The organism is Bacillus sp. RC51 (genome assembly GCF_044908115.1).
Taxonomy (GTDB): Bacteria; Bacillota; Bacilli; order Bacillales; family Bacillaceae_G; genus Bacillus_A; species Bacillus_A mycoides.
Genome location: NZ_JBIYCW010000006.1, coordinates 49,343 through 61,861 on the forward strand (window position 1 = coordinate 49,343; position 12,519 = coordinate 61,861).

15 protein-coding genes and 1 pseudogene are annotated in these 12,519 nt (G+C 36.0%); 6 read left to right on the forward strand and 10 right to left on the reverse strand.

Annotated elements, in window-relative coordinates:
- Positions 1 to 62: 62 nt before the first annotated feature.
- The 3 genes and pseudogenes from ABH959_RS14140 to ccpA all read left to right on the forward strand — a co-directional run bounded on the left by ABH959_RS14140 (position 63) and on the right by ccpA (position 3,006).
- Positions 63 to 1,079: a CamS family sex pheromone protein gene (locus ABH959_RS14140; protein WP_012261839.1), complete on the forward strand. Its 1,017-nt coding sequence runs from the start codon at positions 63 to 65 to the stop codon at positions 1,077 to 1,079.
- A gap of 172 nt (positions 1,080 to 1,251) precedes the next feature.
- Positions 1,252 to 1,731: pseudogene (locus ABH959_RS14145) on the forward strand (bifunctional 3-deoxy-7-phosphoheptulonate synthase/chorismate mutase); the annotation flags it as partial.
- Positions 1,732 to 2,007: 276 nt separating this feature from the next.
- Positions 2,008 to 3,006, forward strand: a complete 999-nt coding sequence (gene ccpA, locus ABH959_RS14150) for a catabolite control protein A (RefSeq protein ID WP_002034370.1) — start codon at positions 2,008 to 2,010, stop codon at positions 3,004 to 3,006.
- A 34-nt stretch (positions 3,007 to 3,040) separates the two neighbouring features.
- On the opposite strand, the gene ABH959_RS14155 is transcribed toward ccpA, so the two are convergent.
- The 3 genes from ABH959_RS14155 to dhp61 all read right to left on the reverse strand — a co-directional run bounded on the left by ABH959_RS14155 (position 3,041) and on the right by dhp61 (position 4,033).
- Positions 3,041 to 3,403, reverse strand: a complete 363-nt coding sequence (locus ABH959_RS14155) for a DUF4288 domain-containing protein (protein ID WP_404492762.1) — start codon at positions 3,401 to 3,403, stop codon at positions 3,041 to 3,043.
- Positions 3,404 to 3,418: 15 nt separating this feature from the next.
- The gene (locus tag ABH959_RS14160; RefSeq protein WP_404492764.1) at positions 3,419 to 3,655 is read right to left on the reverse strand and encodes a DUF3949 domain-containing protein; all 237 of its coding nucleotides are present in this window, start codon (positions 3,653 to 3,655) and stop codon (positions 3,419 to 3,421) included.
- A gap of 81 nt (positions 3,656 to 3,736) precedes the next feature.
- Complete coding sequence (dhp61, locus tag ABH959_RS14165) at positions 3,737 to 4,033, reverse strand: protein Dhp61 (RefSeq protein WP_002143417.1); 297 nt, start codon at positions 4,031 to 4,033, stop codon at positions 3,737 to 3,739.
- Positions 4,034 to 4,186: 153 nt separating this feature from the next.
- Here dhp61 and ABH959_RS14170 point away from each other — a divergent pair, with 153 nt between their 5' ends.
- Entirely contained in the window at positions 4,187 to 4,459 is a 273-nt protein-coding gene (locus tag ABH959_RS14170; RefSeq protein WP_000636592.1) for a DUF3917 domain-containing protein, read from the forward strand.
- Between the two features lie 49 nt (positions 4,460 to 4,508).
- On the opposite strand, the gene mscL is transcribed toward ABH959_RS14170, so the two are convergent.
- Both mscL and ABH959_RS14180 read right to left on the reverse strand, forming a co-directional pair.
- On the reverse strand, positions 4,509 to 4,910 hold the full coding sequence (gene mscL, locus ABH959_RS14175; protein ID WP_061674728.1) for a large-conductance mechanosensitive channel protein MscL: 402 nt from the start codon (positions 4,908 to 4,910) through the stop codon (positions 4,509 to 4,511).
- A gap of 128 nt (positions 4,911 to 5,038) precedes the next feature.
- Complete coding sequence (locus tag ABH959_RS14180) at positions 5,039 to 5,965, reverse strand: Gfo/Idh/MocA family protein (RefSeq protein WP_113935750.1); 927 nt, start codon at positions 5,963 to 5,965, stop codon at positions 5,039 to 5,041.
- A gap of 281 nt (positions 5,966 to 6,246) precedes the next feature.
- Here ABH959_RS14180 and ABH959_RS14185 point away from each other — a divergent pair, with 281 nt between their 5' ends.
- The gene (locus ABH959_RS14185) at positions 6,247 to 6,534 is read left to right on the forward strand and encodes a hypothetical protein (RefSeq protein WP_113935749.1); all 288 of its coding nucleotides are present in this window, start codon (positions 6,247 to 6,249) and stop codon (positions 6,532 to 6,534) included.
- Between the two features lie 92 nt (positions 6,535 to 6,626).
- Here ABH959_RS14185 and ABH959_RS14190 read toward each other — a convergent pair whose 3' ends face one another.
- The 5 genes from ABH959_RS14190 to acuA all read right to left on the reverse strand — a co-directional run bounded on the left by ABH959_RS14190 (position 6,627) and on the right by acuA (position 10,574).
- Positions 6,627 to 7,040 (reverse strand): VOC family protein, encoded by a 414-nt coding sequence (locus ABH959_RS14190; RefSeq protein WP_113935748.1) that lies wholly within the window; start codon positions 7,038 to 7,040, stop codon positions 6,627 to 6,629.
- Between the two features lie 56 nt (positions 7,041 to 7,096).
- A complete protein-coding gene (locus ABH959_RS14195; RefSeq protein ID WP_404492765.1) occupies positions 7,097 to 7,960 on the reverse strand; it encodes an alpha/beta fold hydrolase in 864 nt (287 codons plus the stop codon).
- 156 nt (positions 7,961 to 8,116) lie between these two features.
- Entirely contained in the window at positions 8,117 to 9,283 is a 1,167-nt protein-coding gene (acuC, locus tag ABH959_RS14200) for an acetoin utilization protein AcuC (RefSeq protein WP_082179662.1), read from the reverse strand.
- Positions 9,280 to 9,924 (reverse strand): acetoin utilization AcuB family protein, encoded by a 645-nt coding sequence (locus ABH959_RS14205; RefSeq protein WP_016092442.1) that lies wholly within the window; start codon positions 9,922 to 9,924, stop codon positions 9,280 to 9,282. Before ABH959_RS14205 ends, acuC begins: the two co-directional genes overlap by 4 nt.
- 17 nt (positions 9,925 to 9,941) lie before the next feature.
- Positions 9,942 to 10,574 (reverse strand): acetoin utilization protein acetyltransferase AcuA, encoded by a 633-nt coding sequence (gene acuA, locus ABH959_RS14210; RefSeq protein ID WP_002138645.1) that lies wholly within the window; start codon positions 10,572 to 10,574, stop codon positions 9,942 to 9,944.
- 176 nt (positions 10,575 to 10,750) lie between these two features.
- On the opposite strand from acuA, the gene acsA reads away from it, so the two are divergent.
- Positions 10,751 to 12,469 (forward strand): acetate--CoA ligase, encoded by a 1,719-nt coding sequence (gene acsA, locus ABH959_RS14215; RefSeq protein WP_002067621.1) that lies wholly within the window; start codon positions 10,751 to 10,753, stop codon positions 12,467 to 12,469.
- Positions 12,470 to 12,519 lie beyond the last annotated feature (50 nt).

The following is a 12,519-nucleotide window of genomic DNA, read 5'->3' on the forward strand; positions in this document are numbered from 1 at the left end:
AGTGGTACACTAGAGATACTTTAAAACTAAGTAAATTGACTTTTGAAAGTGGGTTTTAAGCAATGAAGAAAATGGCATTATGCATCGCAAGCTTAAGTTTATTACTGGGGGCTTGCAGCAATAATACTATTGAGAAGAAGGATGAAGTTGTACAGAAAGATACGAAAGAAAAAAGTATGATTCCAAGAAATGCTGTTTCTAAGGATTACTATAGAACTGTTATTCCTTTAAAAGAACAAAAGGTAATTAATACAGTTAATGTTAAAACTAATTCTAAACTAGATTTAGCAGAATATGAAAATGGTTTAATGGATATTGCTTCAAAACAATTCGATACAGAAAATTACGTATTACAATTAAATCAATATATTCCAGAGAAAACAATTGATGAATTAGTTACGAAACAAGAAGTACCAGTTTTGACTAATATTATAGAACAGGACTACTTCGGCAAACAAAATTCAAATGAACTAAGCTTATCTGGTGTTGTTATTGGTTTATCTATGTCTTCAAGTGTATCTAATGAGGAAGCTATTTCTAAAGGTACTGAAGTCGCTAAGGGGCTTATAGAAGCTATTAATAAAAATGATAAATATAACAAATCTCCAATTACATTTGCTATATTCAAGCAAGAAAGTACAAGTTCTTTAAAGAATGGTACTTATATTTCAAGCGCTACTGTTCAAAAGAACGAGACTAATCTTGGAAATTGGGATACTATTGATGAAAAGTCGTATTCGTATCCTTCTCAAGAATTTGGGGGGGCACATGGAGAAGATAATGATAAGCTAAAGAAATTTTCTGAAGCAATGAAGGCATTTTCTCCAGGAGATTATATCCCTGTTAATGCTAAGATTTCTTATAAGCAAAATAAGATGGATAAATTAAAGATGGATATTGTCGTTAAATATAACGGTAAGTCAGAATTAATGGCACTCTCTCAAACGGCTGCTCAAAGTATGTTAGAACAATTTCCTAAAGATGCTAAAGTTCAATTACAAATAAAGTCCGAGAATAAAATCGAGGCTGTTATTATAAAAGAGAAGAACAGCGATAAACCGTTTGTTTCTTTCCTATAATAAAAAAAGACAGTTTTTAAGCTGAGGCTACTGAAAAAGTGAATACTTCGAGAAAAACATTTCGAATTTCCTAAAGATGTTGAAAGAAGAAAGGAGGTCATTACCTGTACATAGTAGGTAATGACCTCTTTTTTCTTATGAAATAGACTCTTTCAGTGCCTTCTTTAAAGTGTCAGATTATGTTGATGTTATTCAAATTGGCGCTCGTAATATGCAAAACTTTGAACTGTTAAAGGCAGCTGGTGCTGTAAATAAACCAATATTATTAAAGCGTGGTTTATCAGCAACAATTGAAGAATTTATTAATGTAGCAGAATATAGTATGGCAGAGGGGAATGGTAATATCATTTTATGTGAGCGTGGTATTCGCACATATGAAACAGCAACGCGTAATACGCTTGATATTTCCGCTGTGCCAATTTAAAAGAAAGAAACACATTTGCCTGTTGTTGTCGATGTAACGCATTCTACAGGGCGACGTGACCTTCTATTACCGTTTGCAAAAGCGGCTATGACAATTGGTGCTTTTGCTATTATGGCTGAAGTACATCCAGACCCAGCAGTTGCATTATCAAATGCAGCGCAGCAAATGGACATTCCAGAATTCAATGAGTTTATGAAAGAATTAAAAGCATTCGGAAGTAAATTATAAAAAGATTTCTTAGTCTATGTAGCCCTTGTTACATAGCTTTTTTACAAAAATTGACCTTTTTTGCATAAAAAATACGAAAATACGAGAAAAGAAGCGAATTTTTTCGAAACTTTTGCGGGAAAATATTGTATGACCCTGTGTTTTTAGCGTATCATTAGTAAAAGGAAGAACTCGGGACGATTGTTGGCATCTGCAAATAGAGTTGATGTCTTTTTTTCATTCAAGTGAACCGATACATAAAAATAGATAACATAAATAGAAGGAGTGTGCGAAGAGATGAACGTAACAATCTATGATGTAGCGCGTGAAGCAAATGTTTCAATGGCTACCGTATCACGCGTTGTGAATGGTAACCCAAATGTAAAGCCTACAACAAGAAAGAAAGTATTAGAAGCAATTGATCGTTTAGGATACCGCCCGAATGCGGTAGCACGTGGACTAGCAAGTAAGAAGACAACTACAGTGGGTGTTATTATTCCTGATATCTCAAATACGTTTTATGCAGAACTTGCTCGTGGAATTGAAGATATCGCAACAATGTACAAATATAACATCATTTTAAGTAACTCTGACCAGAACAAAGAGAAAGAGTTCCACTTATTAAATACGATGCTTGGGAAACAAGTGGACGGGATTGTTTTCATGGGTGAAGACATTACAGATATTCACGTTGAAGAGTTCAAAAAATCTCCAGTACCAATTGTATTAGCAGCGTCATTTGATGAACAAAATGAAACGTCATCAGTAAATATTGATTATACACAAGCAGCTTACGATGCAATGAAGCATTTTATTGAGCAAGGACATAAACGTATCGGTTTCGTCTCTGGTCCTTTCATTAATAAAGCAGGAAGCGCGAAGAAGTTACAAGGTTATAAAAAAGCTTTAGAAGAAGCAGGTATTTCATATGATGAAAATCTTATAATTGATGGAGATTACACATATGATTCAGGTATAGAAGCGTTTGAAAGACTTTGGGGCATGGATGAAAAACCAACAGCAATCTTCGTATCTTCTGATGAAATGGCACTAGGTGTAATCCACGCAGCACAAGACGCAGGATTAAACGTACCAACGGATATCGAAGTGCTTGGTTTTGACAACACACGTCTTGCATTAATGGTTCGTCCGCAACTTTCGACAGTTGTACAACCAATGTATGATATCGGTGCAGTAGCAATGCGTCTACTAACGAAATATATGAACAAAGAAAAAGTAGAAGATCACTCAGTTATCTTACCTCACCGTATCCAATTTAGAGATTCAACGAAGTAAGAATAAGAGAGCTCACAGCGATAGCTGTGAGCTTTTATTCATATTCAGGATAATGGTGTTTAACTACTGTATCTACACTTTCAGTTTTCTTAACATGTAAAAAGCGTGCATATAATTCTTTTCCTGTCTCAAATGGTGTGTCATCTAATTCGAAAACATGCAGCACTTTTCTAAACGTCCATGTTACTTGCTCACCGTACATATTATCGTACGTATCTTCAGACTGTTGAGCTATCTTTTCACCTAGCTCATGAGCTTCCTCTAAACTGTTCGCCTTAACGAGAATGATACTTTCTTCAAAAAGTGTATCGTGATTCTCTTCATAATGTTCATCAATTTTACTAGGATTAGGCTCACCTGAATGGACAGATTCAAATAATAATTTTACAGCATACACATGAGATCAGTCTCCTTATGCTGAATGTTTTATTTTATAAACAATACTCGCGATAAGTGAAGCGGGTATTGTAAATACGTTGCTTTGATAATGGTAATGTATTTGGGATTCTTTATAAGACATTTTGTCGTAAAGTTCATTTTGGGACACGTTCATTTTTTTCTGTTTTTCCTTGAGCATCTTAATATAGTTGTACTGTATTGGGACGAGAATGATGAAATAGGCTAATACGATTAGTGAAATCCAAATCATTATGAACACATCCTTATAAAGAATATTTCTATATAACAATTATATCAATAAAAAGAAAAAATAACCATTTTTTTATTGGAGCTAATTTTCTTCTAAAAATGCGAACAGTTCCTCTTGGTTTCTTAAATTGCGATCAATACATGTTTGAGCAATACATTTTAATCCTTGTAATAATGTGTCTATGTACAAAGTATCGTACTGAATTATATTTCCCTCTACCATTGTTTCATCTTTTTCCAAGTTAATTGATATTTTTAGTACAGCTGTATTGCTTTGCAAATTTACAACGTCGATGCAAAAAAACTGTTTTTCTAAGTCAATCGTAACATAATCGAATCTTTCGGATAGCTCCAAATTGCATGTGGTAGTGTATTCCAAATGAAAGCCTCCTTATTGTGTAAGTTGTATGTTGTAATGCTTTCGCTACAGTGGGGGAGATTCCTTGTTATATGTCACACAAGTGCAAATTTAACTATTATAGGGCAATGTCATGTATAATAGAAAGAAAAGGCTTGTGAGGGGGGAGAAGAGATGATCGTTCTTTGGATAATTACGCTTTGCATGACTGCTATTTTTGCATATATGACGTTAAAACAAAATGGCTTAAAGCGATTTGTTCCAGGAAGTATTCTTGCAGGAATCGCCCTTATCACGTATGTAATTTCTATTTTTATTGAAAGTGTATCAGTGGACATGAGCACAAGTTTAATGTTCATGGGTATTACACTATTTGCAGGTAGTATTATGGTACTTATGGTTGCTGGTATTATTTTATTTATTCATATGAATTCAGAAACGTTGTAGCATATAAAAAAGGCATGTCCCGAGAGGGGCATGCCTTTTATCCGTTCAATTATGCTCTATCTTTAGAAGAGTTTTGTTGTTTTAGTAAGTCGCGAATTTCGCCAAGAATTTCTTCTTCTTTTGTTGGTTCTGGAAGTTCTTCTTTCTTTTCTTCTTCTTCTCTTTTAGATGTTAGTTTGTTGAAAACTTTAACAAACATAAAGATAGCAGCTGCAATAATTAAGAAATCAAAAATAGTTTGGATGAAGTTACCATACATAATAGATGATTTACCGAATGTAAGTTTTAAATCTGTAAAGTTAACGCCGCCCAGTACCATACCAAATAATGGTGTGATGATATCTTTAACTAAAGAACTAACGATTTTACCGAATGCAGCACCGATTACAACCCCGACAGCTAAATCGATTACATTCCCTTTGAATGCGAATTTTTTAAACTCGTTCCACATGTGTTAATCCCATCCTTTCCACGATTCAATATGAAATTTATAATTCCTATCAACATATTCTATAGAAATTTGTGATAGAAATAAAGAGGAAATGGGAATGAAAGTAAATTCTGAAAAATGTATCCGTTTTAATTTTTGCTTACAGCTTGCAGTAGAGATTGGAGCATTTGTTGAGATTTTAATCCTTCTAATCCATCTACAATAGGCTGTGTATCACCTTGTACACATTGGATAAAATGATGAACAGCATCTTCAAATCCGCGCTGCTTTAACGTTGTCTCCCATGATGGTGAACCACTTTGTGAAACGGAGTTTTCTTGCTCAATTTCAAATGTGTTCATATTTTTTACGCGAATGATTTTACCTGCCGTTACAAGTTCAATTTGTTCTAAATTTGTACCTGCATGGCGGTGCATCGCCGTAGAAAGTAAAAGTCCATTTGCAGTTGTATATGTATGATGTCCGTAAAGAAGTTCGTTCTTTTCATTGATTTGCATCATATTATGAACGATGTTAAGGTCATCGTTAGCTAACCAGCGAGCAGTATCTACAATATGTAAGTAATCATCTAACATAGTAAAGTCATACGTATATGGCCCCACCTTATTTGTGCGGTGCTTTTCAATTCGAATCCATGAAATATCATTAGCTTGCTCTTTGGCAGTAACGTACATAGGAACGAAACGGCGATTAAATCCCACCATTAACTTTCGGTTATACTTTTCACTCATTTCAACTAGCTTCTCTGCTTGCTCAGTAGTAGCAGCTAGCGGCTTATCAACATAAACGTCGATTCCTTTTTTCAGAAGTTCAGAAACGATTTCATAATGTGTAGCAGTCGAACTATGAACGAAGATGGCATCGCATTCCGAAGCTAGTGTTTCCATAGAATGAAAGTCTTGAATGCGATATTGTTGGCAAATTTGTTTTCTTTTCTCGGGGTTAGGTGTAAAGGCCCCTACAAAATTCCAATCTGTTTCTTTTGTAAGTGTTGGAAGATAGGCTTTTTGTGCGATACTTCCAAGTCCAATCATCCCGATTTTAGGTTTGTTCATGTTTATTCCCACCCTATTAATATTGATGTAACGGGTTAAATGTAGCATAGGGCGGGGGAGGAAGGCAAAAATTAGCTTTTTACTTACGTCCTTCTAACAAAATCTTTTCTATTTCTGCAAAGTTATGAGCGCGAGCATGTTGTAATGAAGGGAGTATCATTATTGTCGGAATGCCTATGACTGTAAGGAAAAGGATATATAAGGTAATTTATGTTAAAATTTAAAAGGGAATAAAAGATCTGTGCCAACACGCACGATAGTTTGAGAGGGAGTGCTAGATTTTGGGGGCTGAATTAAAGGATAATAAATTAAACAAAGCTGTAAAGATTGGAACTAATATCGTACTTATTTTATTAATTATCGGTGCAATACAAATGTTTTATGATGAAGATTCTACAAATGATCATTTCGGTTGGTTATTTATGATGGTCTTTTTTGGAATTAAAATAATTTCTAATTTTATGATAACTTTAAAAGAAGGAGATAAAAAGTCAGTATTTATTGATTTAGGTTTAGTAGTTTTTGTTGTTCTTCTTTTAGTTGTTTCTAGTGTGAAATATTTTTCTTGAAGGTTAATATATTCATTAACGAGGCTTTAATGGAATAAGCCTCGTATCTTTCTGTGTTATTTAATACTTGCGTCTGATTGTAAAAAATCACTCTATATTAGGTGTTTTTCTTTGAAAATAGGACTTAATTCACTCCAAACATCAAATTTATTACCATCTAAATCATAAAAAATAAAATTCTTCCCAGCATGCCCTCTGTTTTCAATCTCTCCAACTAGAATTTCCTTTTCAATAAATTCACTATGAATTGATTTTAGTGTATGTAATCCATTAACTTCGAATGTTATAGAAAAGCGTTCTTCACCGTGAAAATCAAAAAAATTTAAGGTTTGATTATCTTGGGATTTAACTAGAAAAAAGCTTTGATTTGCAAAGTTAATAATAGCTTTGTCTTCGTCTTTAAAGTTCAACTCTGCTCCCAATTTGTTCACATACCAATTTGAAGAAAGTTCTACGTTGGTAACTGGAATATAAGTCGTTCCAACTCTTAATAATTTTTCTTTCACCCTATTTCCCTCCTTTAGCAAAACAGCACTAATAAACTTGTTCTCTCTTCCTAGACTTATTGCCTTTGTGAGTCCTTAATTTTCTTTTTAATCCCAAAAAATTCTTGAGTAATAGAAGTAAACCGACTGGCTTCTTCCAAAAAAGGATAATGGTTACTGTCCTCAAACGGCACAAAAATAGAATTACGAATGCCCCCATGCATTTCGATAGAATATTGAATTGGGCACTGCACATCATGTCTTCCGCAAATAATTAGCGTTTTTATATTGATAGAAGGTAAGTACTTTCTTAAATCAAATGAAGGATATTCGTGAGAGAAAGAGTTCATCCGGCTAGCGGACATTGTTTTTTCGATTGGTTTACCAAAATAAGAGTTGTAGTTTTCTGGTTTATACAATGATAATTTTGTTCTCTTAGTAGATAATTCTTTTCGTTCTGCATTTGTAAGATGAGGGCTTTTCAAGTTTTCGATGAGTTCTTGCATATAATGAAACTGTGGATGTTTTGGATGATAAATACAAAATGGTGTTTCGGTATAGTTACTTGCTGCGGCTCCAACGATAACTAATGATTGCAAGGAAGTTGGATATGTAATGGCATATAAAAGTCCAAGCATACCGCCTGTTGAATGACCAGCGAAATGCCACGATGGAAGTTGTAAAGCATCTCTTATTGCTTCTAAGTCATGAATCGTTTCAATCATGGTCAATTCTTTTTCTGAATTGGCTTTTACAGAATTACCAGCATCACGTAAATTAATAAGGAATACACGATGCGTAGAAGTGAAAACATCCGCAAAGTAATCACCAGTTTCATTAAATTGCGAATAGTGATGTGTAATGCAAAGCGGTTCGCCATTTCCTTTTGTAAAGATTTCAAATGTGCCACGTTTCGTGTTGATTATTTGTTGTGTCCACATAATATCACGACCTTTTCTCATAAAAGTTGGACCGGCTAATTCTTAAATAAAATATATCAGCGAATCTCAAAATATATCGACTTACCGACGGAAAACGACAATAATAGCTAGCTATAAAAGAAAGGAGGCTGTTCAAAAAGCGAGCCTCCTCTCTGTTTAATATAAGGATTTTGTCATATTATTCCGAATAATTTCAAGAGATTTCGCTACAGTTAATGCATTTTTTTCTTCGATTTCTGGTTTTCTAGGGATAGGTTGATACATGTTGTCTGGATCTTCCCATGTAAGGGGAAGGTCGGTTTCTGCTTGTCCTTTCCAAGCGTCAATCCATTCTGGAGGGAGATAACCTGAGATGTTTTGGATGTTGTTCATTTCGAGCCAAATGAGTGCCCAAGCTCTTGGTACGACGCGCCAGTGATCATAGCCACCACCGCCGACAGCAATCCAGCGACCGTCGCAATATTCATTAGCGATTTCACGAGCGAGCTTCGGTATTTCACGGTAAATGTTCATCGTTGCGCAAAGGTGTGTAAGTGGATCGTAATAATGTGCATCAGCACCATTTTGCGTTAAAATAATATCCGGTTTAAAGTATGCTGCCACTTCTTTTACAACTGTTCGATATGAATCTAAAAACGATGCGTCTTCTGTAAAAGCGTCGAGTGGAACGTTAAAAGAATAATTATATCCATTTCCTTGTCCACGTTCATTTACTGCGCCAGTTCCAGGAAATAAATAACGCCCAGTTTCGTGTAATGAAATGGTGCATACGTTAGGATCGTCGTAAAAAGACCATTGTACCCCGTCACCGTGATGAGCATCTGTATCAATATATAAAACGCGTAAACCGTATTTCTTCTGAATATATTTCATTGCGATAGAGCTATCGTTATAAATACAAAAGCCAGATGCTTTACCACGGAAGCCATGATGTAAGCCGCCGCCTAAATTGAGGGCGTGCTTTACTTTTCCGGAAAGAACAGCATCGACAGCTGTTAATGTTCCGCCAACGAGTAATGCACTTGCTTCATGCATATTTGGAAACATCGGTGTATCTTCTGTTCCGAGTCCGTATGTCATCGCAATTGATTTTTCTAACTTACCTTCTCCAGCACGTTTTACCGCATTTATGTACTCCTCTGTATGAACATAGGCAATCTCTTCATCTGTAGCCATCCGTGGCGCGATGACTTGAGAGGAAGAGATAAAACCGCTCTTTTGTAATAAATCATACGTGAGTGTGACGCGCAGTTGGTTAAAAGGATGATCAGGGCTAAAAGAATAGCCCCGAAAGTCATCCGAATAAATGAACGCGCTACTCATGCTTGCATCCCCATTATATTCGGCCATAAAACACGATAGCCTTCTGTTTCAAGTGCTTCAATCACCCTTAAAGGATTCATCGTTTGAATGCGGAAAACGAGTACTTTATCATTCTCATCTTTTGCTGGATAGACGAGAACGCTCACAATATTTATTTGTAAATCACTAAAAATAGCAACGACTTTTCCAAGAATACCAGGTTCATTTTTCACTTGAATTTCAATTTGTGAACTCGGTTGATGAGCTCCTGTTAATTTTACTAACGTGTGCAGCACTGTAGATTCAGAAATGATACCTACGAGTTTTCCAGCTTTCGTAACAGGAAGACAGCCTATTTTATTTTCAAAAAATAAAGTCGCAATTTCCTCAACGAAATCGAGAGGATGAGAAGTCATAACAGGGTGTTTCATTATGAGTTCAAGCGGTTGCTTCAGCATATCGAGTGAAACTTGTTCATCTAAAATAGACGGACTTGCATCTCTTACATCCCGATCAGAAATAATGCCTACGACATGATTATTTTGATCGACAATTGGAATGTGCCGAATGCCTTTCGTACGTATCGTTCGGATTGCTGTTTCGATTGTATCGTTTGGATGTAGTGTTACTACATTTTGATTCATAATTTCTTCTACAATCATTCCAGTTGCCCCCTTTATTAATACATAAAACGATTGTGAAAACGTAGACGATCGAATGCTTGAATGGAATCCGTATCAACACGTTTACCGATGCGGACCATTAGACAGTTGGCAGGATGTGAACAAATTTCAGGATCATCTGTAGCCATCCATTGTAAACCACCAGCATTCATCATTTTTTCCATTACTTTTCGGTATTCCCAAACATTTAAGCCTGTTTGTTTTAAATCCCAGTGCCAATAATATTCAGTCGTTAATATAATGTAATCTTCCATATGATTGTCCATCATTGAAACTTCTAATAAATTTTTTCCGACAGAGCAACCGCGAAAGGCTGGGACAACTTCAATCGCCCCGAGTTCAATTAAGTTTTCAATCTTTCCTTCTGACCATCGCTCGAGCGGATCAGGATATAAGTATGTAACATATCCAACGATCGTTTGGTCATGTCTAGCAATAATGAGACGAGCTTCTGGTAATTTAGAAATTTCGACAATTGCTTTATATTGCTGCTCGGCAGGACGAAACGCAATTAAGTCTGGATGAAATTCATACATTTCAAGATTATGTGTAGAGACAGGACCTTCAATAATTAAAGTGCCTTTCGCTGTTTTTAAGTTTCTGGCATTATATATTTTTTTATGAATCAATTTATTGCTCACCACCTTGAGGGTTTGTGAATCTATTAATATCGTACTTTATAATATATGCGATGTGAATCGAATTTTGTCATTAAAAATTTGTCTAAAAATCAACAAAAATACTGAAAATTTTAAATAATGTTATTATAATAGATAATAGAATACATAGGAGGGGGATGTAAAGTATGAAAGTGGAAACGCTTCCTGTCATTAAAGGAGAAAATAATTTGCCGAATTATGAAGAGGCATACGCGAATTTTAACTGGGAAGAGGTTAATAAAAATTTTACTTGGAATGAAACTGGCCGAGTAAATATGGCGTATGAGGCAATTGATAAGCATGCGAAATCCGATCGAAAGAATAAAGTAGCACTTTATTATCAAGATGGATCGCGAAAAGAGAAATATACGTTTAAGGAAATGAAGGATTTTTCTAATAAAGCAGGAAATGTCCTGAAAAACTATGGCGATGTTGAGAAAGGCGATCGCGTTTTTATTTTTATGCCGCGTTCCCCAGAATTATATTTCGCACTTTTAGGTGCAGTGAAATTAGGGGCAATTGTTGGACCATTATTTGAAGCATTTATGGAAGGCGCAGTTCGCGATCGTTTAGAAGATAGCGAAGCTAAGGTGTTAATTACAACTCCTGAATTGTTAGAGCGCATACCATTAAATGATTTACCTGCTTTAAAAACAGTCTTCCTTGTTGGAGACAATGCAGAAGAAGGCGGTAAAACTGTAGCGTTCAATCCTTTATTTGAACAAGCTTCAAAAGAATTACATATCGAGTGGTTAGGCCGTGAAGACGGTTTAATTCTACATTACACATCTGGTTCTACTGGTAAGCCAAAAGGCGTCCTTCATGCTCAAAACGCAATGGTTCAGCACTATCAAACAGCGAAATGGGTATTAGATTTAAAAGAAGATGATGTATATTGGTGTACAGCTGACCCAGGCTGGGTAACTGGAACAGCTTACGGTATTTTTGCACCGTGGTTAGTGGGAGCATCAAATGTTATTTTAGGCGGGAGATTTAGTCCAGAGGCATGGTATGAAGCACTGCAAGATTACGGTGTAACAGTTTGGTATAGTGCACCGACAGCGTTCCGTATGTTAATGGGAGCTGGACAAGACGCAATTAAAAAATATGATTTATCACAAGTGCGTCACGTATTAAGTGTTGGTGAGCCATTAAATCCAGAAGTAATTCGCTGGGGTATGAGCGCATTTGGACTTCGTATTCATGATACGTGGTGGATGACAGAAACAGGTGGACAAGTTATTTGTAACTATCCTTGTATGGAAATCCGTCCAGGTTCAATGGGGAAACCAATTCCAGGTGTGAAAGCAGCGATTGTTGATAATGAAGGAAATGAAGTGCCTCCATACACAATGGGGAACTTAGCGATTGGTAAAGGTTGGCCAGCTATGATGCGTGGAATCTGGAATAACCCACAAAAATATGATTCTTACTTCATGCCGGGAGATTGGTACGTATCAGGTGATTCAGCTTATATGGATGAAGACGGATACTTCTGGTTCCAAGGGCGCATTGATGATGTAATTATGACGTCAGGTGAGCGCGTTGGTCCATTTGAAGTAGAAAGTAAATTAATCGAGCACGCTGCTGTAGCAGAAGCCGGTGTAATTGGTATTCCTGATCCAGTACGCGGGGAAATCATTAAAGCATTTATCGCGCTTCGCGTGGGATACGAACCGTCTGATGAATTAAAAGAAGAGATTCGTCAATTTGTGAAAAAAGGCCTAGCAGCTCATGCAGCGCCAAGACAAATTGAATTTAGAGATAAATTACCGAAAACGAGAAGTGGTAAAATTATGCGCCGCGTATTAAAAGCGTGGGAATTAAACTTACCAACAGGCGATTTATCAACGATGGAAGATTAAAAGAGGAAGGGTCTGAATGAATACGTTCAGACCCTTCTTTTTTATGTTAT